Source organism: Arthrobacter sp. LAR12-1-1.1 (genome assembly GCF_040676555.1).
In the GTDB taxonomy this organism is placed as follows: domain Bacteria; phylum Actinomycetota; class Actinomycetes; order Actinomycetales; family Micrococcaceae; genus Arthrobacter.
Genome location: NZ_JBEGIG010000004.1, coordinates 18,617 through 42,896, shown reverse-complemented (window position 1 = coordinate 42,896; position 24,280 = coordinate 18,617). Strand labels below are relative to the sequence as shown.

22 protein-coding genes are annotated in these 24,280 nt (G+C 67.1%); 16 read left to right on the top strand and 6 right to left on the bottom strand.

Going from position 1 to position 24,280, the window contains the following annotated elements:
• The first annotated feature begins 260 nt into the window (after positions 1 to 260).
• The 7 genes from MRBLAR12_RS05375 (at position 261) to MRBLAR12_RS05345 (ending at position 7,547) form a co-directional block, all read left to right on the top strand.
• On the top strand, positions 261 to 1,580 hold the full coding sequence (locus tag MRBLAR12_RS05375) for an extracellular solute-binding protein (RefSeq protein ID WP_364744124.1): 1,320 nt from the start codon (positions 261 to 263) through the stop codon (positions 1,578 to 1,580).
• Between the two features lie 4 nt (positions 1,581 to 1,584).
• A complete protein-coding gene (locus MRBLAR12_RS05370) occupies positions 1,585 to 2,487 on the top strand; it encodes a carbohydrate ABC transporter permease (RefSeq protein ID WP_364744121.1) in 903 nt (300 codons plus the stop codon).
• The gene (locus tag MRBLAR12_RS05365) at positions 2,487 to 3,389 is read left to right on the top strand and encodes a carbohydrate ABC transporter permease (protein WP_364744118.1); all 903 of its coding nucleotides are present in this window, start codon (positions 2,487 to 2,489) and stop codon (positions 3,387 to 3,389) included. The genes MRBLAR12_RS05370 and MRBLAR12_RS05365 overlap by 1 nt, the downstream gene beginning before the upstream one ends.
• Positions 3,390 to 3,453: 64 nt before the next feature.
• Positions 3,454 to 4,692, top strand: coding sequence for a Gfo/Idh/MocA family protein (locus tag MRBLAR12_RS05360; RefSeq protein WP_364744116.1), 1,239 nt, complete (start codon positions 3,454 to 3,456; stop codon positions 4,690 to 4,692).
• Positions 4,693 to 4,703: 11 nt separating this feature from the next.
• Positions 4,704 to 5,708, top strand: coding sequence for a sugar phosphate isomerase/epimerase family protein (locus MRBLAR12_RS05355; protein WP_364744114.1), 1,005 nt, complete (start codon positions 4,704 to 4,706; stop codon positions 5,706 to 5,708).
• A gap of 40 nt (positions 5,709 to 5,748) precedes the next feature.
• Positions 5,749 to 6,450 carry a ThuA domain-containing protein gene (locus tag MRBLAR12_RS05350; protein ID WP_364744111.1) on the top strand — a complete coding sequence of 234 codons (702 nt, stop codon included), beginning with the start codon at positions 5,749 to 5,751 and terminating at the stop codon, positions 6,448 to 6,450.
• Positions 6,435 to 7,547, top strand: coding sequence for a Gfo/Idh/MocA family protein (locus tag MRBLAR12_RS05345; RefSeq protein ID WP_364744108.1), 1,113 nt, complete (start codon positions 6,435 to 6,437; stop codon positions 7,545 to 7,547). Before MRBLAR12_RS05350 ends, MRBLAR12_RS05345 begins: the two co-directional genes overlap by 16 nt.
• 160 nt (positions 7,548 to 7,707) lie before the next feature.
• On the opposite strand, the gene MRBLAR12_RS05340 is transcribed toward MRBLAR12_RS05345, so the two are convergent.
• Positions 7,708 to 8,463: a FadR/GntR family transcriptional regulator gene (locus MRBLAR12_RS05340; protein WP_364744106.1), complete on the bottom strand. Its 756-nt coding sequence runs from the start codon at positions 8,461 to 8,463 to the stop codon at positions 7,708 to 7,710.
• Positions 8,464 to 8,676: 213 nt separating this feature from the next.
• Between MRBLAR12_RS05340 and MRBLAR12_RS05335 the strand changes: the two genes are divergently transcribed.
• The 6 genes from MRBLAR12_RS05335 (at position 8,677) to MRBLAR12_RS05310 (ending at position 14,949) form a co-directional block, all read left to right on the top strand.
• Positions 8,677 to 10,050 (top strand): MFS transporter, encoded by a 1,374-nt coding sequence (locus tag MRBLAR12_RS05335; protein WP_364744103.1) that lies wholly within the window; start codon positions 8,677 to 8,679, stop codon positions 10,048 to 10,050.
• A gap of 96 nt (positions 10,051 to 10,146) precedes the next feature.
• Positions 10,147 to 11,910, top strand: coding sequence for a dihydroxyacetone kinase family protein (locus MRBLAR12_RS05330; protein WP_364744100.1), 1,764 nt, complete (start codon positions 10,147 to 10,149; stop codon positions 11,908 to 11,910).
• The gene (locus tag MRBLAR12_RS05325) at positions 11,907 to 12,377 is read left to right on the top strand and encodes a ribose-5-phosphate isomerase (protein ID WP_229994700.1); all 471 of its coding nucleotides are present in this window, start codon (positions 11,907 to 11,909) and stop codon (positions 12,375 to 12,377) included. The genes MRBLAR12_RS05330 and MRBLAR12_RS05325 overlap by 4 nt, the downstream gene beginning before the upstream one ends.
• Positions 12,361 to 13,221 carry a triose-phosphate isomerase family protein gene (locus MRBLAR12_RS05320; protein ID WP_229994699.1) on the top strand — a complete coding sequence of 287 codons (861 nt, stop codon included), beginning with the start codon at positions 12,361 to 12,363 and terminating at the stop codon, positions 13,219 to 13,221. Before MRBLAR12_RS05325 ends, MRBLAR12_RS05320 begins: the two co-directional genes overlap by 17 nt.
• Positions 13,222 to 13,283: 62 nt before the next feature.
• Complete coding sequence (locus MRBLAR12_RS05315) at positions 13,284 to 14,084, top strand: sugar phosphate isomerase/epimerase family protein (protein WP_364744260.1); 801 nt, start codon at positions 13,284 to 13,286, stop codon at positions 14,082 to 14,084.
• Between the two features lies 1 nt (position 14,085).
• Positions 14,086 to 14,949 carry a phosphogluconate dehydrogenase C-terminal domain-containing protein gene (locus tag MRBLAR12_RS05310; protein WP_364744097.1) on the top strand — a complete coding sequence of 288 codons (864 nt, stop codon included), beginning with the start codon at positions 14,086 to 14,088 and terminating at the stop codon, positions 14,947 to 14,949.
• A 163-nt stretch (positions 14,950 to 15,112) separates the two neighbouring features.
• Here MRBLAR12_RS05310 and MRBLAR12_RS05305 read toward each other — a convergent pair whose 3' ends face one another.
• From MRBLAR12_RS05305 to MRBLAR12_RS05295, 3 genes are all read right to left on the bottom strand, one after another.
• Positions 15,113 to 15,754, bottom strand: a complete 642-nt coding sequence (locus MRBLAR12_RS05305) for an NADPH-dependent F420 reductase (protein ID WP_364744094.1) — start codon at positions 15,752 to 15,754, stop codon at positions 15,113 to 15,115.
• 222 nt (positions 15,755 to 15,976) lie between these two features.
• Positions 15,977 to 16,126 (bottom strand): hypothetical protein, encoded by a 150-nt coding sequence (locus MRBLAR12_RS05300; RefSeq protein ID WP_364744093.1) that lies wholly within the window; start codon positions 16,124 to 16,126, stop codon positions 15,977 to 15,979.
• A 99-nt stretch (positions 16,127 to 16,225) separates the two neighbouring features.
• Positions 16,226 to 17,608: an LssY C-terminal domain-containing protein gene (locus MRBLAR12_RS05295; protein ID WP_364744090.1), complete on the bottom strand. Its 1,383-nt coding sequence runs from the start codon at positions 17,606 to 17,608 to the stop codon at positions 16,226 to 16,228.
• 110 nt (positions 17,609 to 17,718) lie between these two features.
• Here MRBLAR12_RS05295 and MRBLAR12_RS05290 point away from each other — a divergent pair, with 110 nt between their 5' ends.
• Together MRBLAR12_RS05290 and MRBLAR12_RS05285 are read left to right on the top strand one after the other, a co-directional pair.
• Positions 17,719 to 19,065 (top strand): sensor histidine kinase, encoded by a 1,347-nt coding sequence (locus MRBLAR12_RS05290; RefSeq protein WP_364744087.1) that lies wholly within the window; start codon positions 17,719 to 17,721, stop codon positions 19,063 to 19,065.
• Entirely contained in the window at positions 19,058 to 19,738 is a 681-nt protein-coding gene (locus MRBLAR12_RS05285; protein ID WP_364744084.1) for a response regulator transcription factor, read from the top strand. Before MRBLAR12_RS05290 ends, MRBLAR12_RS05285 begins: the two co-directional genes overlap by 8 nt.
• A gap of 127 nt (positions 19,739 to 19,865) precedes the next feature.
• On the opposite strand, the gene MRBLAR12_RS05280 is transcribed toward MRBLAR12_RS05285, so the two are convergent.
• Both MRBLAR12_RS05280 and MRBLAR12_RS05275 read right to left on the bottom strand, forming a co-directional pair.
• On the bottom strand, positions 19,866 to 21,314 hold the full coding sequence (locus tag MRBLAR12_RS05280) for a S8 family peptidase (RefSeq protein ID WP_364744081.1): 1,449 nt from the start codon (positions 21,312 to 21,314) through the stop codon (positions 19,866 to 19,868).
• Positions 21,315 to 21,434: 120 nt separating this feature from the next.
• Positions 21,435 to 22,793, bottom strand: coding sequence for an ammonium transporter (locus MRBLAR12_RS05275; RefSeq protein ID WP_364744079.1), 1,359 nt, complete (start codon positions 22,791 to 22,793; stop codon positions 21,435 to 21,437).
• Positions 22,794 to 23,170: 377 nt separating this feature from the next.
• Here MRBLAR12_RS05275 and MRBLAR12_RS05270 point away from each other — a divergent pair, with 377 nt between their 5' ends.
• Positions 23,171 to 24,259 (top strand): LLM class flavin-dependent oxidoreductase, encoded by a 1,089-nt coding sequence (locus tag MRBLAR12_RS05270; protein ID WP_364744076.1) that lies wholly within the window; start codon positions 23,171 to 23,173, stop codon positions 24,257 to 24,259.
• Positions 24,260 to 24,280 lie beyond the last annotated feature (21 nt).

The following is a 24,280-nucleotide window of genomic DNA, read 5'->3' as shown; positions in this document are numbered from 1 at the left end:
CGATATGGAGAAGTCTCACCTTGTTTGCCTGGGGCGTCAAGTCTATTTGATCCAAGTGAACCAACGTTTCCGATTTTGCTCTTGACTGTGACTGTTGTCACCACTACTTTAGTTTCAGAAGTCGCAAACTTTTACGAAACTTTTCGAAGCTTAGCTCCACCCCATCAGCAGCGGCAGCGCAGCCTTCCTTGTGAGGGTTGGGCTGCCACTCTCACAACCGGGCCATCAGCGCAGACCCCGGAGGACGAATGGAATCCCAGATGAAAAATCGTACGTTTCGCAGTGCCGCAATGGCCCTCTCGGCCGCCGCAGTTTCGATCAGTCTGGCCGCCTGCGGCTCCAGCGGCCCGGCAGGAACTGCCGCCAGCGCAGACTCGGCCACAATGTGGGGGCTGACGGGCGGCAACCAGCCCGTCCTGCAGAAGTCCGTCACTGACTGGAACTCCGCCCACCCGGATTCGTCCATCAAGCTCGATTTCTTTGCGAACGACGCCTACAAGACCAAGGTGCGCACCGCTGTCGGTGCCGGCCAGGGCCCCACCTTCATCTATGGCTGGGGCGGCGGCGTGCTGAAGTCCTACGTGGACGCGGGACAGGTGGATGACCTCTCCGGGTTCCTGGCGGACAACCCCGAGGTCAAGGACCGTTACCTTCCGGCGGTGCTCAAGAACGGCGTCCTCGACGGCAAGACCTATGCCTTGCCGAACAACAATGTGCAGCCTGTGGTGCTCTACTTCAACAAGGACGTTTTCGACAAGGTGGGCGCCGAGGCGCCCAAGACCTGGGAAGAGCTGATGGCACTCGTGCCGAAGTTCAAGGACGCAGGCATTGCCCCGTTCTCACTCGGCGGCCAGTCCAGGTGGCCGGACCTGATGTGGCTGGAGTACCTCGTTGAACGCATCGGCGGCCCGGAGGTCTTCGCCAACATCGCGGCCAACAAGCCCAACGCGTGGTCCGACCCCGCGGTCACCGAGGCGCTGACCAAGATCCAGCAGCTCGTGGACGCGGGCGGCTTCGCCAACGGCTTCTCGTCCATCGCGGCGGACAGCAACGCCGACCAGGCGCTGCTGTACACCGGCAAGGCGGCCATGATCCTGCAGGGCGGCTGGATCTACCAGAGCATGAAGAAGGACGCCGCCGACTTCGTCAAGAGCGGCAAGCTCGGCTACACCACCTTCCCCACGGTTTCCGGCGGCAAGGGGGACCCGACCAACGTGGTGGGCAACCCGTCCAACTTCTGGTCCGTCTCCTCGAAGGCCACCGACGGCCAGAAGAAGGCGGCCCTCGAATACGTCAAGAGCGGCATGTTCTCGGACAGCAACGTCCAGGGCCTCATCGACTCCGGGGCCGTGCCGGTGGTCAAGGGCATCGAAAGCAAGCTCGCAGCGTCCCCGGACAAGGACTTCCTGACCTACGTGTATGGCATGGCCAAGAACGCCCCGAGCTTCACGCTCTCCTGGGACCAGGCTCTGAGCCCGGCGCAGGGTGACGCCATGCTGGCCAACCTCGACCAGATCTTCCTGAAGAAGATCACCCCGGAGCAGTTCGTCGCCACGATGAACGCGACGGTCGGAAAGTAATCCAGTGTCCACCACATCCGGTTCTTCCCGACGGGCCCTCCAGCCGGGCCCGTCGGGGTGGCTGGCCGCGCCAGCCCTTGCCTTCTTCCTGCTCTTCGCCATCATTCCGCTGATCGGCGTCTTGTTCCTGAGCTTCACCTCGTGGGACGGCCTGGGCGAGATCAAGCTGGACGGGTTGTCCAGCTGGACAACTGTCCTGACGGACCCCGTCACCGGCAACGCACTGCTGGTGACGGCGAAGATCATGTTCTTCTCGTTCATCGTCCAGGCACCCATCAGCCTGCTCTTGGGGGTCTTCACCGCCGCGGGCCAGAAGTATCGGGCGGCCTTGGCCGTCCTGTACTTCGTGCCGCTGCTGTTGTCCTCGGCCGCCGTCGCCATCGCGTTCAAGGCCCTCCTGGACCCCAACTTCGGCCTGGGCGCCGGGCTTGGCCTGCCGATCCTGGCCCAGGACTGGCTGGGCAATTCAGACCTGGTGCTGTTCGTCGTCGTCTTCGTCATCGCCTGGCAGTTTGTCCCGTTCCACACGCTGATCTACCAAGGCGGCGTGCGTCAGATCCCCGCGTCGCTGTACGAGGCCGCGCAAATCGACGGTGCCGGACGGGTCCAGCAGTTCTTCAACATCACGCTGCCCCAGCTGAAGTACACCATCATCACTTCCTCCACGCTCATGGTGGTCGGATCCCTGGCGTACTTTGACCTCGTCTTCGTCCTCACCGGCGGCGGTCCCGGCTACGCCACGCGGCTGCTCCCGCTGCACATGTACCTCACCGGGTTCAAAGCCAATGACATGGGCGCAGCGAGTGCCCTCGGCGTCATCCTCGTCGTGATCGGTCTGGCTCTCGCCCTGCTGCTGCAGAGGCTGGGCGGCAAGAACCGCAACGCAAGCCAATTGGAAGGTGCCTGATGGCTTCCATCACCCAGCTCCCCGTCCCACCCGCGGCCCCCGCCCGCCCCGCAGTCAGGCCGCGTACGCGGACCAAGGGGCCGGGACGGACACGCCCCAACTTCCTCGGCGGCCTCGGCGGGTGGCTCTGGCTGGCCATCATCATCGTCCCCGTCTACTACGTGGTGGTGACGAGCCTGAAAAACCAGGCGGGGTTCTTCACTTCCAACCCGATGATGCCGCCCGCAGAGCCCACCCTGGACAACTACAAACTGGTGGTCGAGAACGACTTCGCCAGATACTTTGCCAACAGTCTCATCGTCACAGTGGGCAGCGTTGTGCCGGCACTGCTGGTTTCCTTCATGGCTGCCTACGCGATCGTCCGCGGCAAGAGCAGGTTCCTCAACTGGACCAACAACCTGTTCCTGCTGGGCCTGGCCATCCCGCTGCACGCCACCATCATCCCCATCTACTGGATGATCACGCGCGCCCATATGTACGACACCCTGCTGGCGCTGATCCTGCCTTCCATCGCCTTCGCCATCCCGATCTCCGTGCTGATCCTGTCCAATTTCATGCGGGACGTGCCCAACGAACTCTTCGAATCCATGCGGCTGGACGGCTGCTCCGACTGGGCCATGATGTGGCGCCTGGCGCTGCCCATGACCAAACCGGCCGTCATCACGGTGGGAATCTACAACGCCCTGCACGTCTGGAACGGCTTCCTGTTCCCGCTGATCCTGACCCAAAGCCCGGCCACCCGGGTGCTGCCGCTGTCCCTGTGGACGTTCCAAGGGGAATTCAGCGTCAACATCCCGGCCGTCCTCGCCGCCGTCGTGCTCGCCACGCTGCCGCTGCTGGTGGTCTACATCATCGCCCGGCGCCAGCTGCTCAGCGGCCTCACCGCAGGCTTCAGCAAATAGCGTGCGGGGCCCTTTTCCTGGGGCGCCGCCACCGATCTCCACCCGTCTTTCGAAAGGATTACCGATGACTGACCCGACGAGCCTGCGTGTGGGGATGGTGGGCTATGCGTTTATGGGGGCCGCCCATTCGCACGCGTGGCGGAGCGCGCCGCGGTTCTTTGACCTGCCGCTGCACCCGGAACTGACCGCGGTCGCGGGCCGGAACCCCGACGGGGTGCGGGCCGCGGCGGCGAAGCTGGGCTGGGAATCCTATGAGACGGACTGGCGGGCGTTGATCGAGCGGGAGGACATCGACCTGATCGATATCTGCACCCCGGGCAACACGCACGCCGAGATCGCGATCGCGGCGCTCGAGGCCGGCAAGCATGTCCTGTGCGAGAAGCCGCTGGCGAACTCCGTGGCCGAGGCCGAACGGATGGCCGCGGCCGCGGAGGCCGCGGCGGCCCGGGGCGTGTACTCGATGTGCGGGTTCAGCTACCGGCGCACCCCGGCCCTGGCCCTGGCCCGGCGGATGGTCGCCGAGGGCCGGCTCGGGCAGATCCGGCACGTGCGGGCCCAGTACCTGCAGGACTGGCTCACCGACCCGGACGCGCCGCTGACCTGGCGGCTGGACAAATCCAAGTCCGGCTCCGGCGCGCTCGGGGATATCGGGGCGCACAGCATCGATGCCGCCCAATGGATCACCGGACTCAACATCACCGGGGTCTCGGCGCTGATGGAAACCTTCGTCAAGGACCGGCCCCTGGCCGGGGACCTCGTGGGCCTGGGCGGGCACGGCGCCACCGGCGCCGAGCGCGGGCCGGTCACCGTGGACGACGCCGCCATCTTCACCGCCCGCTTCGCCGCCGCCAACGGCGGGGAAACAGCCGCCAACGGCGGCGGAAGCGGCGGTTCATCTGCCGGGACCGGCGCCGGGCCGGTCGGGGTGTTCGAGGCCACCCGGTTCGCGCTGGGCCGGAAGAACGCCATGCGCCTGGAACTGAACGGCACCGCCGGGTCGCTGGCCTTCGACTTCGAGGACATGAACGCCCTGTCCGTCTACGACGCCGCCGACGGCCCCGACGCCGGGTTCCGCAAGATCCTGGTCACCGAACCCGAACACCCCTACACCGGGAACTGGTGGCCCACCGGCCACGGACTGGGCTACGAACACCTCTTCACCCACCAGGCGGTCGACCTCATCCACGCCATCAACGCCGGCCGGCCCCCGGCACCGTCCTTCGCCGACGCCCTCCAGGTCCAAAAAGTCCTCGCCGCCATCGAAACCAGCGCCCACAACGACAGCCACTGGCACCACGTCTGAGAGGAAACACCATGACACGACCCATCACCCTCTTCACCGGCCAGTGGGCCGACCTGCCGTTCGAAGAGGTGGCGCGGCTCGCCGGCGAGTGGGGCTTTGACGGCCTGGAGATCGCCTGCTGGGGTGACCACCTGGACCCGCAGCGGGCCGTCGAGGACGACGCATATCTCCAAGGCCGGCTGGACATCCTGGACAAGCACCAGCTCAAGGTCCATGCGATTGCCAATCACCTCACCGGACAGGCCGTCTGCGACGACCCGATCGACGAGCGTCACGAGGGTATTCTTCCTGCCCACGTGTGGGGCGACGGCGACGCCGAAGGGGTCCGCACCCGCGCCGCCGAGGCCATGAAGACCACGGCCCGCGCGGCCGCCAGGCTTGGCGTGCAGACCGTCACCGGGTTCACCGGATCCTCGATCTGGAAATGCGTTGCCATGTTCCCGCCCGCCTCGGACGCCATGATCGAACGCGGCTACCAGGACTTCGCAGACCGCTGGAATCCGATCCTCGACGTCTTCGACGAGGAAGGGGTCCGTTTCGCCCTCGAGGTACACCCGTCCGAAATCGCCTACGACTACTGGACCGCCAAGCGCACCTTGGAAGCCGTCGGCCACCGGGAGAGCTTCGGCTTGAACTTCGACCCGTCCCACTTCCTCTGGCAGGACCTGGACCCTGTCATGTTCCTGCAGGACTTCGCCGACAAGATCTTCCACGTCCATGTCAAGGAATCCGTCCGGCAGCTCAACGGCCGCAACGGACGGCTCGGCTCCCACCTGCCCTGGGCCGACCCGCGCCGCGGGTGGGACTTCGTCACGGCCGGCCACGGCGACGTCAATTGGGAACCGATATTCCGGACCCTGAACGCCATTGGATATCGGGGACCCACCAGCGTCGAGTGGGAGGACGCCGGCATGGACCGCCTGGTCGGCGCACCGCAGGCCCTAGCTCTGGTCAAGGAACTTGCCACGATCACACCGCCCGCGGCCGCGTTCGATGCGGCCTTCGCCGCCCGCTGAGCCAGCCGCGACCACAACAAACCAACAACAGAGGAACCCCATGACAATCGACCAAAAAACCGCCCTCGTGGTGCGCGGCGGCTGGGACGGGCACCAGCCCGTTGCGGCCACCGAGGAATTCATCCCGTACCTGCAAGCCAACGGCTACGAGGTCCGGGTGGAGGAATCGCCCAAGATCTACGCCGACGCCGACTTCATGGCGGGCGTGGACCTGATCCTGCAGTGCGTGACCATGTCCACCATCGAAAAGGACGAGTTCGAGGGGCTCCGGGCCGCCGTCGAAAACGGCACAGGCCTGACCGGCTGGCACGGCGGCATCGCGGATTCTTACCGGGACACGTCCGACTACCTGCACCTGATCGGCGGCCAGTTTGCCTGCCACCCGGGCAAGCACCCGGACGAGCGCACGGGCGGGCAGCCCGACAACTACGTCCCGTACACAGTCAACATGCTCCCGGCAGCCGCCGAGCATCCAATCACTGCCGGTCTCGACGATTTCGATCTCGTCACCGAACAGTACTGGGTCCTCGCCGACGACTACATCGACGTCCTGGCCACCACCACCCAGAAAGTCCGCGAATGGGACCCTTGGCACCGCGAGGTCACCTCGCCCGCCATCTGGACCCGGCAATGGGGAAAGGGCAGGATATTCGTCTGCACCCCGGGACACCGCGTCGAAATCCTCCAGGACAGCAATGTCCGCACCATCATCGAAAGGGGCCTGCTGTGGGCAAGCCGGTAAACGTTGGAATCATCGGCTGCGGAGCCATCATCGTCCAGTACCTGGTGAACTTCCGCCGGCTCGAGGACATCAACCTCGTCGCCGTCGCGGACCTGGATCCTGCCCGGGCGCAGGCTGTGGCCGACTCGTACGACGGCGTCCGGGCGCTCACAGTGGACGCGCTCCTGGCGGCCGACGACGTCGAACTCGTCCTGAACCTGACCATCCCGGCAGCCCACGCCGAGGTCGCACTGCGGGCGATTGCCGCCGGCAAATCCGTCTACGGCGAGAAGCCCCTCGCGGCCACAACCGCGGAGGCCCGGCAGGTCCTGGATGCTGCCCGGACGGCCGGCGTCGCGGTCGGCTGCGCCCCTGACACCGTGCTCGGCACCGGGATCCAGACCGCCCGGAAAGCCATCGACGACGGGCTGATCGGCAGGCCCATCTCCGCGACCGCCACGATGGTCACGCCCGGGCATGAGCGCTGGCACCCGAACCCGGACTTCTATTACCAGCCCGGTGGCGGCCCGCTACTGGACATGGGACCGTACTACGTCTCGGCCCTGGTCACGTTGCTCGGACCCGTGGTCTCGGTGATCGGCGCCGCCAGCCACACCCGCGGTGAACGGACCATTGGATCGGGCCCGCGCGCAGGCCAGAGCGTGCCGGTGGCGATCGATACCCACGTCACCGGCGTCCTGGTCCACGCCTCGGGGGCCTTGTCCACGCTGGTGATGAGCTTCGACGCCGTGAAGACCAGGAGCCCCAACATCGAAATCCATGGGGAACGCGGGTCCCTCGTGGTCCCGGATCCCAACCACTTCGACGGCGACGTCCAGCTCTTCGCCCTAGGCGCGGAGGACTGGCAGGCCCTTCCGGTTTCTGCCGGCTATGAGGACTCGGGGCGCGGCTTCGGCGTCGCGGACTTCATCCGCACCCCGGCCGGCCAGGAGCCACGGGCAGGCGGAGTCCTGGCATTCCACGCCCTGGAAGTGATGGAGTCCGTGCTCGAGTCGGCGCACACGGGAACGCCTGTCCGGATCGCCAGCACAGCAGTCCGGCCCGCTCCGGTCGAACTGGCTGCCATCGCGGAGTCTCCCGTGGCGGTCACCTCGTAGCGTCCGCTCGGCTGCTCCCTCCCAGCCCGCCCCACCCGTGCCCGGCCGAAATCGCCGGAAACCCACGAGTTCGCCGGAACGTTCCGGCGAGCGCGCAGGATTCCGGCGATTTCGCGCGCCCGGGGGAGACGCGCCCGGGAGATGACGCGGGGAAGAAGCCTCAGTCCGTGGCGGCCTGGTCGGCGTCGAACCCGGCCAGGAGGCGCCGGGACGCCGTGTCCATGTGGGAGCGCATGGCTGCCGTCACGGCGGCCTCGTCCCTCGATTCCAGGGCCCGGAAGATTTCCCGATGCTCGGCCAGGGCCGCGGCCGCGTGCCCTTCATCCGTCAAGGCGCGGTCTACCCAGATGCGCAGGAGCGAGCGGATGCTCTGCAGCAGTTCCTGCAGGACCTGGTTGCCGGAGGCGGCGGCAATCTCGCGGTGGAAGGCGGCGTCGGCCTCCACGAACGTGGCGAGGTCATCGAGGCTGTGTTCCATGGTGGCCAGATTTTGGCGCATCCGGTCCAGGGCGTCGTCGGTGGTCCGCTGGGCCGCCAACTGGCCGGCCTGAACCTCAAGTCCGCCGCGCAGTTCCACGAGTTCGCGTGTGCGCGGGGCGCCCAGCATGAGGCCCCAGCTCAGCGTGCGGGGGAGGAGCTCGGAAATGCCGTCGCGAAGGTAGGTTCCGGAACCGGGGCGGACGATGACAATCCCGAGGATCTCCAGTGCTGCGAGGGCTTCGCGGACCGCGGAGCGTCCCACCCCCAGCGAGGCGGCGAGCTGGCGTTCGGCCGGCAGGCGGGTCCCGACGGCGATCTCGCCGCTCGTGAAGTACCCAAGAAGGCGTTCCGCGACCTCGGATACAACCGAGCCTTGCTCCATGGAACCGAGTGCGGCACTTATTTTGGCCGTTGAAGCGGCGGAATTTACGGACACCTTCACAGCGTAACAACCCGGACCAGCCGAGCCATGCAGAGGTCCGTCTGTGAAATAAACATGTCAACCGGTTGACCAATTTGGGATGAACGCCTTATGGTTTTTATCACACGCTTAGTTAGGGCCTGGCCAGTCCTCCGGACTACGCGATGAGACCAATCCCCAAGCTTCCAGCGCAGGAAGCGGTCGGGACATCAACATCTAGGAGTCAATGTGGACACCACTCAGTCAGTGGTCGAAAGATCTGCAATCAAGAAGGTGGCAGTGCGGCTGGTGCCGTTTGTCGCTCTCATGTTCTTCATCAACTATCTCGACCGCACGGCCATCTCCTTCGCCGGCCCCAACGGCATGAACGCCGATCTCGCCCTCTCGGCGGCCCAGTTCGGCTTCGCCTCCGGCGTCTTCTTCATTGGCTACATCCTGCTGGAAGTCCCCAGCAACCTTGCCCTGCACAAGTTCGGCGCCCGCCGCTGGCTGGCCCGCATCATGGTCAGCTGGGGTATCGTCTCCCTCCTCTTCACTTGGGTGGGCAGCGTGGAGCAGCTCTACGTCCTGCGCTTCATCCTGGGTGTGGCCGAGGCCGGATTCTTCCCCGGCGCCATCCTCTTCCTCAGCCTGTGGGTCCCGTCCCGTCACCGCAGCAAGATCCTGGCCCTGTTCTACCTGGCCCAGCCGCTGACTACCGTCATCGGAGCCCCGCTTGCCGCCCTCCTCATCCAGCAGCATGGCCTCTTCGGCCTCGAAGGCTGGCGCGTCATGTACTTCGGCGTGGCCATTCCCGCCATCCTGATCGGCATCGCGGCCTGGTTCTACCTCGCGGATTCCCCGGCCAAGGCCAAGTGGCTGAGCGCTGACGAGAAGACCTGGCTGACCGGAGCGCTGGAGAAGGAAAAGAACGCAACCGCCGCCAGCAATAACCACGGCAGCGTCCGCACCGTCTTTGGCAACGGCCGCGTCTGGATGCTCGCCCTGATCTACTTCGGCTTCATCTACGGCCTGTACGCGCTCGGTTTCTTCCTGCCGACCATCATCTCCGGCTTCGAAGGCCTGTACGGCGCAAAGTTCGACGTCTTCCAGAAGGGCCTGATCACGGCCATCCCGTACCTGCCGGCAGCCTTTGCCCTGTACTTCTGGTCCAAAGACGCCACTAAACGCGGTGTGAAGACTTGGCACATCGCCGTCCCCGCCCTCGTCGGCGGCCTGAGCATCCCGCTGGCACTCTTCGCGGGATCGCCGGCGGCGACGATCGCGATCATCACCCTCACTGCGATGTCCATCTTCGCGGCCCTGCCGAACTTCTGGACGGTCCCCACCCAGTTCCTCACCGGCGCCGCGGCCGCCGCCGGCATCGCCCTGATCAACACCGTGGGCAACCTGGCAGGCTTCAGCGCCGGCTACATCACCGGCTGGCTCAAGGACTGGACCGGCAGCTACAACGTGCCCATGCTCGTGGTGGGTGGCTTCATGATCCTTTCGGCCATCCTCATGGTGGTGCTTGCCCGCAGCGGTGCTGCCAATGGAACGGCCGTCGACGTCGCCCCCAATGCAGGGGAACCCGAAGCCGCGGAGTCAGCTGCCGCCCGCTAACGGACGCAGCGCGCTCCCAACAATCCGGTGCCCGCCGCGTGCCACACAGCCGCGGCGGGCACCCACCAGCAGCTTTCCCTCTTCCAGGAGTACCCCATGACCCGCCTGTTCAATGACCCCGCAGCCTTCGCTGACGAAATGATCGAGGGCTTCGTCGCCTCCCACAGCCGCTGGGTCAGTCGCGTTTCCGGCGGCGTCGTCCGCAACACCCAAAGCACCCCCAGCACCGTGGCGCTCGTGATTGGCGGCGGCTCCGGCCACTACCCCGCATTCGCCGGACTCGTCGGCCAGGGCCTGGCCCACGGCGCCGCCATGGGCAATCTCTTCGCCTCCCCGTCCGCGCAGCAGATCTACAACGTGGCGAAGGCCGCCAACAACGGCGGCGGCGTCCTTCTGGGCTACGGCAACTACGCAGGCGATGTCCTGCACTTCAACCAGGCCCAGGCCCGGCTCCGCGCCGAAGGCATCGACTGCCGCAGCATCGCCGTCACAGACGACGTCTCCTCCGCCCCGCCGGCCGAGCATGCCAAGCGCCGCGGGATCGCCGGCGACCTTACGGTCTTCAAGGTGGCCGCCGCCGCTGCCGAGGCCGGCTACAGCATGGACCGGACCATCGAGATCGCCGAGCGCGCCAACCACCGGACCCGCTCCTTCGGCGTGGCTTTCACCGGTTGCACCCTGCCCGGGGCGGACCACCCGCTCTTCTCCGTCCCCGAGGGCCGGATGGCCGTCGGGATGGGCATCCACGGCGAACCCGGTATCGGGGAGACAGACATCCCGACGGCGGACGAGCTCGCCGAGCTCCTGGTCGCCAAGCTCCTCACCGAAATCCCCGAGCGCCTGCCCGGCGAAGCCGCAGGCGCTGCTGCCCGGTCCCGCGTGGTCCCCATCCTCAACGGCCTCGGCAGCGTCAAATACGAGGAACTCTTCGTCGTCTACCGCCGCGTCGCCCAGCTCTTGGCCGAAGCCGGACTGGAAGCCGTGGACCCGCAGGTGGGCGAACTCGTCACGAGCTTCGACATGGCCGGCACCTCCCTCACTCTCTTCTGGCTCGACGAGGAACTCGAAACCCTCTGGCACGCCCCCGCCGACGCCCCGGCCTTCCGCCGCGGCGCCGTCACCGCGGACGCCCTCGAGCCCGCCGACTTCACCGACCCGGCCGAGATCGAAGCGTCCATCCCGGATGCCTCCGACGAATCCCGCGCCGGCGCCATCCGGGTTCTGGCCGCGCTGGGCGCCGCGAAGAACGTCGTGGACGCCAACGCCGAGGAACTCGGCCGGATCGACGCCGTCGCCGGCGACGGCGACCACGGCATCGGCATGGAACGCGGCGTCCGTGCCGCCGTCGACGCCGCTGCGGCCGCCGTCGCCCGCGGCGCGGGAGCCGCGACCACTCTTCACCTCGCCGGAGATGCCTGGGCAGATAAGGCCGGCGGCACCTCCGGTGCGCTGTGGGGCATGGCCTTGCGGGCGGTCGGGGATGCGCTCGGAAACACCAACGCCCCCGACGCCGGCGCTGTCGCCGCCGGAGTCGCAGGCGCCGCGGCCGCAATCATGGACTTCGGCAAAGCCACACCGGGCGACAAGACCCTGGTGGATGTCCTGGTCCCGTTCCGCGACGCCCTCGCCGGCGGCGTGGACGCCGGGCAGTCCCTTGCTGACTCCTGGGGCGCCGCCGCCACCGTTGCGCAGCAGGCCGCGGAAGACACCGCCCAGCTTCTGCCCCTCATGGGACGCGCCCGCCCGCACGCCGAGAAGAGCCTCGGCACGCCGGACGCGGGAGCGGTGTCCATGGCACTGATCGTCCGAGCAATTCACAACACCCTCGTCGAGGAAAAATCTGTCAAGGAGAACGCATGAGCGCCAAGCTGCGCCTGGTCATCGGGTCTGACGACGCCGGATTCGAATACAAGGAAGCCCTCAAGGCGGACCTGGAGGCCAACGGGCTGGTCGACTCCGTTACCGACGTCGGAGTGGATGCCACCAGCCACACCCCCTACCCCTCCGTGGCCATCGCCGCCGCCGAACTCATCGCCTCCGGCGAGGCGGACCGCGCCCTCCTGGTCTGCGGCACCGGCCTGGGCGTGGCCATCGCGGCGAACAAGGTCCCGGGCATCCGCGCCGTCACAGCCCACGACAGCTTCTCGGTGGAACGCTCCGTCCTGAGCAACAATGCCCAGGTCCTCACCTTCGGCCAGCGCGTCGTCGGCCTGGAACTCGCCCGCAGGCTCGCCCGCGAGTGGCTCACTTACACCTTCGACGAAACCTCGGCCTCGGCCGAGAAAGTCACACTGATTAAGGACTACGAGGGTGTCACTTCCTGCTAACCCCGCCGCACGCGGGACAGACACAGCCGCCGGCCGTGCCGCCGACACACGGCCCAGGGCCGTCATCGGCGTCAGCCTGAAAATGTACTTCGGCTACCAGCGCACGCTGGACTACTGCCGCGAGGTCGCCGCCGTCGCCCTGTCACACCCTGCCGTGCAGAGCGGCGAGATCGAACTGTTTGTCCTGCCCGCACTGCCGGCACTGCCGGATGCAGCCCGGATCCTCGGCGTGGCCGGGGCCGGCGCCGGCGCGCAGGACATTTTCTGGGAAGACGAAGGCGCCTACACCGGCGAGGTTTCCGGCCGGACGGTCGCCGAACTCGGCGGACGCTACGCCGAAGTTGGCCATGCCGAGCGGCGCCGGATCTTCGGCGAGGATGACCGGACAATCGGACTGAAGACCGCCGCCGCTTACCGCAACAGACTCACCCCGGTACTCTGCGTCGGGGAGCTGCAGCCCGGCTCGGTGGAGGAAGCCATCCGGCACTGCATGGCGGACATAGACGCCGCGCTCAACCGGGCACGGTCCCTGGGACCGGCAACCCGGACCATCGTGGCCTACGAACCGCAATGGGCCATCGGGGCCCCGGAGCCCGCCACGCCGGAGTACATCAGCGCCGTCATCGCCGGACTGGACGCGCACCTGCGCGCCCTGCCGGGCCAGACCGAGAGCAGGGTCATTTACGGCGGCAGCGCCGGACCCGGCCTGATCAGCCGGCTGGACATGTCCGTCGCCGGGCTGTTCCTGGGCCGCTTCGCCCACGACCCGCAGGCGCTCAGGACCATCCTGGACGAAACCGCCGCACGCCTGGGACTTCTGCTGACGGCGGGTGGCCGGCCATGAGCTCCACCACAAGGCTCAGTTCCAGCATTGGCGAGGGCTCGAGCATCGGCCAGGATTCAGGAATCCGTTCAAGAATCGGGCTCAGCAGCTACGCCTTCTTCTGGCAGCTCTCGGACCGGGTCGCCGCACCCCTGACCCTCCACGAAGCACTGGCCGAGACTGCAGCCCTGGGCGTGGACCTCTTCCAGATCTGCGACTACGCCCCGCTGGAAACCATGACGGACGCCGAACTGGAAGCCGTGCGGGCCACGGCCGATGCCCTGGGGATCTCCCTGGAGCTCGGCACCAAGGGCATCCGGCCGGAGCATCTGCGGAAGTTCCTGCGGATCGCCGGGATCCTGGGCGCGCCGCTTTTGCGGACCATGTTCAACGTCCCGGGCCACACCCCGGACGCGGACGAGGCCGTGGCCGTCTTCACCGGGGTCCTGCCCGAGTTCGAGGCGGCCGGGGTGAAGATCGCCGTGGAGACCTACGAACAGGTCCCCACCTCCCGCGTCCTGGACGTCATCGCCCGGGTGAACAGCCCCTCCCTGGGCATTTGCAGCGATCCCGCCAACACCGTGGCGGCGCTGGAATCCCCGCGCGAGGTGATTGACGCCGTCACGCCGTATGTCCTGAACATGCACATCAAAGACTTTGCGTTCAGCCGCAAGGAGGGGTGGGTCGGGTTTACCTATTCCGGCGCTCCCCTCGGCGAAGGCCTCCTGGACTATGCCTACATGGCCCGGAAGCTGCAGCCCAAAGAAAGAAATATCAACCAGATCATCGAGCACTGGCTGCCGTGGCAGGCCTCCGAAGAAGAGACCATCCGCCTCGAAAAGCAGTGGACCCAGCAAAGCCTCGATTTCCTAAGGAGTAACTGAAATGTCAGCAGAACAATTGACCGTCGCCGTCATCGGAGCCGGAGGCAAAATGGGGCTGCGTGTTTCAGCCAACCTCCAGAAGAGCGCCCACACCGTCTTCTACAGCGAAAACTCGCCGGCCGGCCAGGACCGCGTCCGCGCCGAAGGCCGGGACATCAGCACCACCGAGGACGCCATCAAGGACGCCGACGTCGTGATCCTCGCCGTCCCGGACACCGTCCTGGGTGTCGTGTCCCACGGCGTAGTTCCCCAGATGAAGTCCGGCGCCATCCTGCTCACCCTCGACCCGGCCGCCGCCTACGCCGGCCTGCTCGCCAAGCGCGACGACGTCGTCCAGGCCGTGGCCCACCCGTGCCACCCCTCGGTGTTCCTCGAGCGCACCACCAAGGAAGAATGGGCCGACACCTTCGGCGGCCAGGGCGCCCCGCAGAACGTGGTTGCCGCGATCGACGAGGACGCCACCGAGGCCGCCCGCACCGCCGCCGAGGCCACCATCAAGGTCATTTACGCCCCGGTGATCGACGTCCACTGGGTCACCGTCAAGCAGCTCGCCATCCTCGAGCCCACCCTCGTGGAGACCGTCGCCTGCATGATCGGCACCCTGCTCAAGGAAGCCCTGCACGAGACCGTGCACACCGCCGGCGTCCCGGAGGAGGCCGCCAAGGCCATGCTGTTCGGGCACGTCCAGATCGCCCTGACCAACGCCCTGCGCGGATCCAACCCGTTCTCCGAGGCCTGCGAAATCGCCATCCAGTACGGCAAGGACACCATCATCAAGGACGACTGGAAGAAGATCTTCGACGACTCCGAGCTCGACTACGTCATCGCCAAGATGCTCAAGCTCGAGCCCGCCGTCCAGAGCTGACCTAGCGGACTATGCCGCCGGCCCAAGCCCGGCCGAATTCGCCGGAAACCTGCCCGCTCGCCGGAAAGTTCCGGCGAGTTCGCAGGATTCCGGCGAGTTCGGGCGGTGGGCGGGGCGGGGCTGGGATCGACAGGGCGTGGCGGCTGGGCCGGCGTCGGGAGAGTCAGATGGTGCGCGGGGCCTTGGCCAGGTTCTCGGCCAGCTCGGCCGCGTTCTGCCGGATCACGTAGGCAGGGCGGTCCCGTTCCGTGCGCCAGCTTTCGGACAGCGGGCCCATATTGACGGTGTCGAAGCCGAATTCGTCATAGAGCCTGGTCGCAAGCTCAGCCGCTTCCGGGAAATCGCTCGCCGTGGCAAGGGCCCGGCGGTTGGGTGTGCCGGCCGGTGCGCCGTCCGTGGTGATCTGGGAGGACCTGATGTGGTTGAAGGCCTTGGCCACTTTGGACTGAGGCAGGTGCTCCTGCAGCAGGCCAGAGGTGGTGGCCTCGCCGGTATCCAGGGCGGGAAAATGCCCGTCCCTTTCCCAGTAGTAGTTGTTGGTGTCGAGGACGACCTTGCCCGCCAGCGGCTCCACGGGCACGTCCTGGATGCTTCTAAGCGGCACGCTGACGACGGCGAAGTCGCCGGCAGCTGCCGCTTCGGCCGGCGTTGCGGCCCGGGCTTTGGGCCCCAGTTCGGCGACGAGGTCCACCAGGGTTCCCGGCCCCCGCGAGTTGCTGATCACGACGTCGTAGCCGAGCTCCACGGCCTTGCGCGCGAGCTGGCCGCCAATGTGTCCTGCACCGATGATTCCGATTGTTGTCATGTCGGGGCCAACACGCAGGCAGGCGGAGATATTTCGCCCGTCACCGGCTGTGTGCGCCCGGGACCGTCAGGGCACTGGCTGAACCAAACCCGGCCGAATTCGCCGGAAACCTGCGAGCTCGCCGGAAAGTTCCGGCGAGCTCGCACGTTTCCGGCGAACTCGTGCGTCGGCGAAGCTACGGCCCTGTCCCGCCCGTGCGTCGGCGAGGCTATTGGCGATGTACTAGGGCGTGGTGCCCGGTTCGTCGTCGATGTCCGGGCCTTCTGCCGCGTCCTGGGAATGGGCCCGGTCGTCAAAGGGTTCAGCCGTTGCATCACCCTCGGCGGGGGTCTCGCTATGGGCGCGCTCCGGCGCCTGTGAGTCTTCGCTCATGTCCGCTCCTCTGCTGGGAATCCTGCGGTGGTTGTCGGCTTTTGAACATCTAGCTCCCGCAGCAAGAGGGCTGTCAAGACCTCCCCGATGTGTGGGGATTCAGAACGGTGCCTGGCCGCCGGGACGGCTGGAATCCCGCTTGGGTTCCTTGCGGGGGCGCAGGGCATAGTCGCGGGACCGTTTACTCGAGAGCGCCAGAAGCAGCAGGATGTCCAGGGCCAGGCCAGGCAGATTGGACTGCAGCGTGATGTCGGGACCGCCATGGAAGACATCGAACGCCTGAAGGCCGATGGCCACCGTGCTGAACGCCATGACCACGGTTCGGGCACAGTTCTGGCCTAGGAACACAAACCAGGCCAACAGGACATAGCCGAAGGCAAGGACCAGGACAACCGCCGTTGCGCCGGTGACGGCCATTTCCGCCTGCGCCTCCGTGATGCCCGGGCCGGCTGCGGGCTGCACCAGGGAGCTCACGTGCGCGTCCCGGAAGAGCACCATGGACATGGCCAGCAGGGCAGCCGCCGCGGCACGGGCACCGACGAAGACCGCCCCGACAATAGTGGTCGCCGGGCGCCTGTTGCGGCTGTCGCTCGGGGGCCTGTCGCTCGGGGGCCTGTCGCCCGGAGGCCGGACCGCCGCGGCCCGCTCGGCGGTCCGCCGGAGATCAACGATCGGCAGATCGCCGTCGGTAATGATGGTGTCGCCGCCGCCGTTGCGCGCGTGATAGCCGGTCGAAAAGTCGCGAATCACCCGGAGCCCGGCCGCGGGGTCCGCCCCGGTGATGGCTCCGACGACGTGGTCGCGTTCGGCGTCGGTGTGCTCGTCGATCTTGTGGGTGATCTGGAGCGTAAACAGGGAAAGCCCGACGCTGCGGTCGTACGTACCGGCGGCCAGCCAGTCGACTGTCAGCCCGCCGGGCAGCAGCCAGCCGGGCGGGCAGCGCCAGAAACGGACGTGGTGGCGTTTGCCCGGGGTGCCGTCGACTTCCTGCTGGTAGGCAAAATCCTGCTGGCGGCCGAACAGGAACAGCGGACTCACAGGGGCCTGAAGGTAGCTGCGGCGCAGGAGGGTGGAGGAGACGATTCGCCTGCTGCTGGCCAGCGTCACGTCGTCGGCAAGCGTCCAGCCCGCGGAGTGCATCACGGCGTGAATCTGCGGTTCTGTTCCCAGCAGGGCGACGTTCACGGGATCGCCGAGCAGCCCGTCGCTGGTGCGCGCCCGGCCGATGAAGTAGTCCGGAACGTAGAGCCGGGTCAGGATCCGGTGGAGACGGGGGAGCACCAGATAGGCGAGCAGACCCCAGAAGATGAAGAGGAACCAGACCTGGGCCCAGCCCCATTGGAAGCTCAGCTGAACCAGCAGGGAGGTCAGCCACACGGCCGAGATGCCGCCCACCACGAAGAAGACGGTGTCCAGGGCTGAATACGGCACCGCCTCGGCGGGGGCCGAGACCTCAACCGCTGCCTTGGTCATGGCGGTCATACTACGCGCACCAGCGGCGGCTGGCTCGAAAGATGAATCTTCTGGCTCAAAGGCTGAGCGCGGCCGGATTTGACCGTCTGGTGCCCGCACCCGTGGATAGGGTGACAGGCATGGAAGCACTACTGAAAGTCATGCGGCATTGGGGCGCCCCCGCGGCGGCCGTTCTCTTTTTCACGCTGTGGTGCGTGGCCGAGGCCGGCAGAATGGGGCCAGGCCTCCACACATGGGAGGGGACGTGGCCGCTGATCCTCATGACGGCGGCCATCGCCCTCGCCGCCTGGAAGCCCTATGTGTCGCTCGGATTCACGGCAGGGCTGCTCGCGGGCCAGCTCGGGAACGCCATTCCCGCGATGCACGCCAACCACTGGGCCATCTACCTCGGGTCGTTTGTGGCACTGGCTTTCATCCAGTGGACGGCCGGGCGCAGGACACGCTTCATCGCGGCCGGCGCCAATGTGGTGTTCGCCGGCGCCATGACATTCCTGATGCTGTCGTGGCGTTACAGCGCCGGCGTGGGTTGGTTTCCGCCGCTGTACATGGGCGACCGGTGGACGTTTCGGGCCTTCGGCTGGCAGCTCTTTTCGCTGCTGCTGCTGATCGCGGCAGCATGCGCCGCCGTCGGGCTGGCGCTGGCTCTCTTCGAGGAGCGCGGCAGCCTCTTCCGGGCCCGGACCATGGCCCAGACCAGCCTCCGCGAAGCCGAGGTGGAACTGATCGTGGAGCAGGAGCGGACGCGGATCGGCCGGGACCTGCACGATGTCCTGGCCCATTCCCTCGCCGTGATCGCGGCACAGGCCGATGGCACCCGCTACCTGAGCAAGGACCAGCCGAGGGCCGTGTTGAACGCCCTGGAAAACATCGCGACGTCGGCCCGGAGCGCCCTGGTGGACGCGCAGCGCGTCATCGAGGGAGTGCACGACGACGGCGTGGTCACGCCCCAGCCCCAGCTCAGCGACGTCGGGCCGCTGGTCGCGCGCATGCAGGACAGCCTCGCAATCGAACAGAGCGAGTCCGGTGCACCCGCGGGGCTCTCCGCCGGGCAGCAGCTCGCGGTCTTCCGGATCATCCAGGAATGCCTGACCAACGCCCTGAAGCACGGTGGCCGGGGGACCGCAGTGCGGCTGCACCTGGACTGGAGCGGCCCCGGGCTGACGCTGCATGTGGCATCGGGGATCCCGGCCGCGGCGGACAACCCGGACCGCGCCGCTGAAACGCGGGTGGGCCGCGGCCTCGCGGGGATGCGGGAACGCGCCCACCTCGCAGGGGGCTGGATGACGGCCGGCCCCGACGGCGAGCAGTACCGGGTGACCGTCTTTATCCCCTACGGCACCATGATTGACGGCAGGATGATTGCCGACGCCGGCGCCGTCACCGGCGCGGAGCCAGTCCTGGTTCCCGCGGGAAGTCCTGCAGCACGCCCGGACGTGTCGCTTGGGGAGGCCGGCGACCGTGGCTGATGCCGGGGCGGCCATCACTGTGGCGATCGTCGATGACCAGGCGCTGTTCCGTGCGGGAATCCGGATGCTGGTGGAAAGCCAGCCGGACATGGCGATGTCCTGGGAAGCCGGCGACGGCGCGCAGGCGGCGGCATTCGCCGTCGAACGGTGCCCCGATGTGATGCTCATGGACCTGCGCATGCCGGTCCTGGACGGCATCGGCGCCACGCGGCGGATCGTGCAGCAGGCGGAAGCCGCAGGCACCGGAGCGCCGAAGATCATCGCCTTGACCACCTTCAACCGGGACCAGGCGGTGGTCGACGCCGTGCACGCCGGGGCCAGCGGCTACCTGCTCAAGAGCGCGGAACCCGAGTTCCTGCTCGCCGCGATCCGGACCGTGTACTCGGGCTACTCCGTGATTGCGCCGGGATCAGTCCAGGATCTGTTCCAGCATGCGGCCCGGACCGTGCCGGCCGGGGGCCCGGACCTGTCCGTGCTGGAAGTGCTCTCGGCCCGGGAACGGGACGTCTTCCTGCTCGCGGCCAAGGGGCTGGCCAACGGTGAGATAGCCGGAAGCCTGTTCGTTTCCGAGGCGACCGTCAAGACACACCTCAGGAGCGTGCTGGGCAAGCTGGGGCTCGGGACGCGGCTTCAGCTGGTGGCCTTCGCCTATGAGCGCCGGCTCCTGGGCTGAAACCCGCGGCTGAAACCCGCCGCTGAAACCCGCGGCTGAGACCCGCCGCTGAAACCCGCGAACCGGCGGCCGAGACCCGCGCCTGAGACCTGCCAGACCCGCGGCCAGCGGCCTCAAGCCCGTTCCGTCAGAAGCTCGTCGTCTGCGTCAGATAGCCGTAGTACCGCGACCCGACCGGGTGGATGGGATCGCCGTCGAAACCGTAGTCGTGGTGCCGCTTCGAGTACGACTTCGTCAGGTCCAGGTACTGCTCCATGACGTGCTCGGCTGAACCCGTGCAGGCCTTCTGGCTGATGCACAGGGCCACGGACCCTGCCACGGCCGGGCTGGCGAAGCTGGTGCCGTTGCTTATGCTGTAGCCGCCGGGCCAGGTGGAGAGCATGCACACTCCGGGGCCGGAGACTGTGTGGGCCTTGTCCTTGCTTGTGGTGGCGAAGTTGGAGAAGAATGCCGACTGGTCATCCTTTTGCCCGTACTTCCCAAAGTCGTCGGGACCGCAGTTCGGGGCGGCGTCGCCACCGGCCTTTCCGTCGAAGTCGCCCATGGCGGTGGCGGTCAGGACCTGGTCGTAGGTGGCCGGAACGGTGTTGGCGAAGTCCTCACCGGCGTTGCCGGCCGCGACGGCGTACGTGACGCCGGCCCGGACAGAACGGCAGATGGCGTAGTGCATCGCGTCCGTGCCCTTGCCGCAGTTGGGTGTGTCCGGGGCGCCGCCGGCGATGCTGATGTTGGCCACGGCGATGTCGTTGTCCGGGTCATCGTCCTTCTGCGTCGAGGTCACCCAGTCGATCGCGCAGATCAGGCTCTGCTCGGAGATCAGGCCAGCGTCGTCAACCACCCGGACGGACCACAGCGGGGTGCCCGGAGCGGTCCCGATGACGCCCAGGCGGTTGTTCCGGGCGCCGATGACGCCCGCAACAAATGTCCCGTGCCCCAAAACATCAACAACAGGATTCACGTCCACGGGCGAGCCGGACTGGCAGTCAACGCCGCCCTTGACGTTCAGGTCCGGGTGGGTCGCATCGATGCCGCTGTCGATCACCGCGACGTTGACATTAATCCGCGAAGGACCTTTGTCGAGGGCCTTCCGGACGTCGGAGCTAGTTCCGGCGATCCGCTTCCGCCAAAACGGTGTCTCCTGGGTGGCCGCGGTCCCAAGATCCCGCGGTTGCTGGAATGTTCGGCCGGCAGTGACGAAGTCGACATTGGGGTCGGCCTTGAGGCGTTGCACCTGGGACGCGGTCAGGGCGGCGGAATAGCCGTTCACAGCGTTGCGGTAGACCTTCGACGCCGTGAATCCGTAGGCTCTTTGCTGGGCCGTAGCCGTGGCTCCGGCGTCCACGACGCCGTCCTTGAGCACCACAATGTAGTTTTGCGCCGTTTCAGCCGCGGAGGATGGGGCAGCCGCCGCCAGACCGAAGCAGGAGACCAGCGCAATGACTGTCAGCGAGGCCAGTGCGCGCCGGTACCGGAGTCGGTCCGGTCTGGGAAGGGCGCTGCCCCGGTGTCTGCGCGGGGCCCGCGCCACCGATGTTAGCTGCGGGTCTGACGCCTTGCGGCTGGCTTGGCTGAACATCGTGGCCTCCCATTAAGCGAGTTCGCTAATTCGAGTGCCCCCCGCCCATATCTTAAGCCTCCGGCCGGGTCTTACACACGGGACCTTTGGGAAAACTTGTGCCGCCGTTGGGCCGCTGCCTCAGACGAGGCTGCCTTCCTTTGCCGGCGCGGGCACGTTCTCCGGCGCCCTGTCGGCCGCGTGGGCTGCCGTCGCGGCATGGACGGCGTGCGCCGTGCGGACGTGGTGGCCGAACGGGTTGAACCGGCTGAAACCGAGTTCGGCAAACGCGTACGCGGTCTCGGCATGCTCGGACCGGTCGACTCCGGCGAGCTCGTCCTCGCGGCTGACCCGGAACCCGAGCGTCTTGTGGATGGTAAGTCCGATCACGGCCGTCCCGAGGCCGGACACCGCCACTGTGATGAGGACGGCCACGGTCTGCGCGATGAGCTGGTGCAGCCCGCCGCCGTAGAACAGCCCGCCGCCTGCACCGTCCACAGGGAGGGCAATGAAACCCAGGGCGAGCGTGCCGATCAGGCCGCCGCCGAGGTGGACGCCGACGACGTCGAGCGAGTCATCGAAGCCGAACTTGAACTTCAGGTCCACGAACACCGCACAGGCCGCTCCGGCCACGAAGCCCAGGCCCAGCGCGGCGAGCGGGCTGATGTTGGCGCACGACGGCGTGATCGCCACCAGGCCGGCAACGGCGCCGGACGCGGCGCCCAGGGAGGTGGGGTGGCCGTGGCGGACCTTCTCGACGACCAGCCAGCTGATCATGGCTGCGGCGGGGGCGGCCAGGGTGTTCACCCAGATCAAGCCGGCCTGCTCCACGGTGGTGGCGGCGCCGGCGTTGAAGCCGAACCAGCCGAACCACAGGATGCCTGCGCCGAGCATGATGAAGGGAATGTTGTGGGGGCGGTGGCCTGGGTCCTTGCCGAAGCCATGCCGGTTGCCCAGGATCAGGACCAAAACCAAGGCCGCGGTTCCGGACGCGATTTCCACCACGGTGCCGCCGGCGAAGTCGATGACCTGGCCGAAGACGGCGCTCACGGCACCGCCGGCACTCATGAGGCCGCCGCCCCAGACCATGAAGGCCAAGGGGCAGTACACGAGGGTGATCCAGATGGGAACGAACAGGGCCCAGGAGGTGAATTTCGCGCGGTCGGCGATGGCGCCGCTGATGAGGGCCACGGTGAGGATGGCAAACGTGGCGCTGTAGCCGGCCTTGATCAAGTCGGGCGAACCGATGAGGCCGCTCAGGCCGAAACTGGCGAACGGGTTGCCGAACACCCCGAGGACACCCTGCCCGGTGCTCATCGAGTAGCCCCAGAGGACCCACACCACGCCGACAATCCCGATTGAGACGAAGCTCATCATCATCATGTTGAGCGAGGCCTTGGCCCTGGTCATGCCGCCGTAAAAGAGGCCCAGTGCGGGGGTCATCAGCAGAACGAGCGCCGCCGAAACAATCATCCAGACACTTCCAGCAGTGAGTTCCACCGGGGTCCCTTCTCGTCAGTCTTCCGTACCGGGACACGTCGCCGCCGGCCCCCCGATCCGGATTCAATCGTCGCGGAGCCATGTTTCCGGCAGTGGGGCGAAAAGTTGCGGGCACGTTACGGGAATCGCGACGGCGTGAAGTTCGCGTGACCGGCATGTTTCAGGAATGTAAACGGGACCTCATGCGCCCGCCCGGCATGGTGCGGGCCGTCGGCGCCGACGGAGCGGAACGGCGCGGGCCATCGATAATTCCTGCGCCCCCGGCCGTGAGGCACCGGCGCGGCGGGTTTCCGGTGCCGTTTTGCCTCGGCGGGAGGTCCGCCACGGCCGCCGCCTGGTGCCAGGAATGAATTCAAATGCTTGAATGTTCAATAAATATGGACTTTGGTATCTTCACTTTTGGTGAGCTCTCCCGCAACAGCAGCACCGGCATGGCGCTGTCCCCGCAGCAGCGGCTGAAAGAGATCATCGATCTCGCCAAGTTGGCAGATCAGGCGGGCCTCGGGTTCCTGGGGTTGGGGGAGCATCATCGGCGCGACTTCGCCCTCTCGGCCCCGGAAATCGTCCTGGCCGCGATCGCCCGGGAAACATCCAATATCCGGCTGGGCACGGCCGTGACGGTGCTCTCCACCCAGGACCCCGTGCGGCTCTTTGAGCAGTTCGCCACGCTGGACCTGATCTCCGACGGCCGGGCCGAGATCATTGCAGGCCGCGGCGCGTTCGTGGAGTCCTATCCGCTGTTCGGCCACAAGCTCGAGGACTACGACGCCCTGTTCGATGAGAAGCTGCGCCTGCTGCTGGAACTGCGGGACAACGCCCGGGACAACGCCACAGTGCAGTGGTCGGGAAGACTGACTCAGAGCATCCCGGGCATGGACATCGCCCCGCGCCCGGTGCAGGCGAAGCTGCCGGTCTGGGTGGGCGTCGGCGGCACGCCGGCGAGCTTTTCCCGGGCGGGCAGGCTGGGGCTTCCCCTGTTTATCGCCCTGCTGTCAGGGCCGGCCCGTTTCCGCCGCCTAGTTGAGCTCTACCGCGAAAGCGCTGCCGAGGCCGGTCACGACGCCGGCGCTCTGCCGGTGGGGGCCGGCGGCCACTTCTACGCGGCGCCGACGTCCCAGCAGGCGCGCGACACGTTTTACCCCCACTACCGGGCCTACTTCGAACAAAACATGCCACGCCCCGTAGACCACTTCCCCCGTTCCACCTTCGATTCCTGGACCGAACCGGGCGGCGGGTTGCTGGTCGGGAGCCCGCAGCAGATCACCGAGAAGCTCCTGGAGATCCACCAGACGCTGGGGAACACGCGATATCTGGCCCAGATCGGCCTGGGCGGCCTACCGTTTGCCGAGACGGCCCGGTCGATTGAACTTCTGGCCACGGAGATCATGCCCGCCGTCAACCGGGAGGTCTCCGCCGGCCCGGCAACCAGTCTGACAAACAACCAGCCTGACAAGCAACCAGCCTGACAAGCAACCAGCCTGACAAAC

Coding starts and splice junctions, on each gene's coding strand:
- MRBLAR12_RS05325 (WP_229994700.1), top strand. CDS start 11,907: ATGAGCGCCAAGCTGCGCCTGGTCATCGGGTCTGACGACGCCGGATTC.
- MRBLAR12_RS05360 (WP_364744116.1), top strand. CDS start 3,454: ATGACTGACCCGACGAGCCTGCGTGTGGGGATGGTGGGCTATGCGTTT.
- MRBLAR12_RS05375 (WP_364744124.1), top strand. CDS start 261: ATGAAAAATCGTACGTTTCGCAGTGCCGCAATGGCCCTCTCGGCCGCC.
- MRBLAR12_RS05295 (WP_364744090.1), bottom strand. CDS start 17,608: ATGACCGCCATGACCAAGGCAGCGGTTGAGGTCTCGGCCCCCGCCGAG.
- MRBLAR12_RS05280 (WP_364744081.1), bottom strand. CDS start 21,314: ATGTTCAGCCAAGCCAGCCGCAAGGCGTCAGACCCGCAGCTAACATCG.
- MRBLAR12_RS05355 (WP_364744114.1), top strand. CDS start 4,704: ATGACACGACCCATCACCCTCTTCACCGGCCAGTGGGCCGACCTGCCG.
- MRBLAR12_RS05330 (WP_364744100.1), top strand. CDS start 10,147: ATGACCCGCCTGTTCAATGACCCCGCAGCCTTCGCTGACGAAATGATC.
- MRBLAR12_RS05300 (WP_364744093.1), bottom strand. CDS start 16,126: ATGAGCGAAGACTCACAGGCGCCGGAGCGCGCCCATAGCGAGACCCCC.
- MRBLAR12_RS05310 (WP_364744097.1), top strand. CDS start 14,086: ATGTCAGCAGAACAATTGACCGTCGCCGTCATCGGAGCCGGAGGCAAA.
- MRBLAR12_RS05305 (WP_364744094.1), bottom strand. CDS start 15,754: ATGACAACAATCGGAATCATCGGTGCAGGACACATTGGCGGCCAGCTC.
- MRBLAR12_RS05350 (WP_364744111.1), top strand. CDS start 5,749: ATGACAATCGACCAAAAAACCGCCCTCGTGGTGCGCGGCGGCTGGGAC.
- MRBLAR12_RS05270 (WP_364744076.1), top strand. CDS start 23,171: ATGGACTTTGGTATCTTCACTTTTGGTGAGCTCTCCCGCAACAGCAGC.
- MRBLAR12_RS05365 (WP_364744118.1), top strand. CDS start 2,487: ATGGCTTCCATCACCCAGCTCCCCGTCCCACCCGCGGCCCCCGCCCGC.
- MRBLAR12_RS05290 (WP_364744087.1), top strand. CDS start 17,719: ATGGAAGCACTACTGAAAGTCATGCGGCATTGGGGCGCCCCCGCGGCG.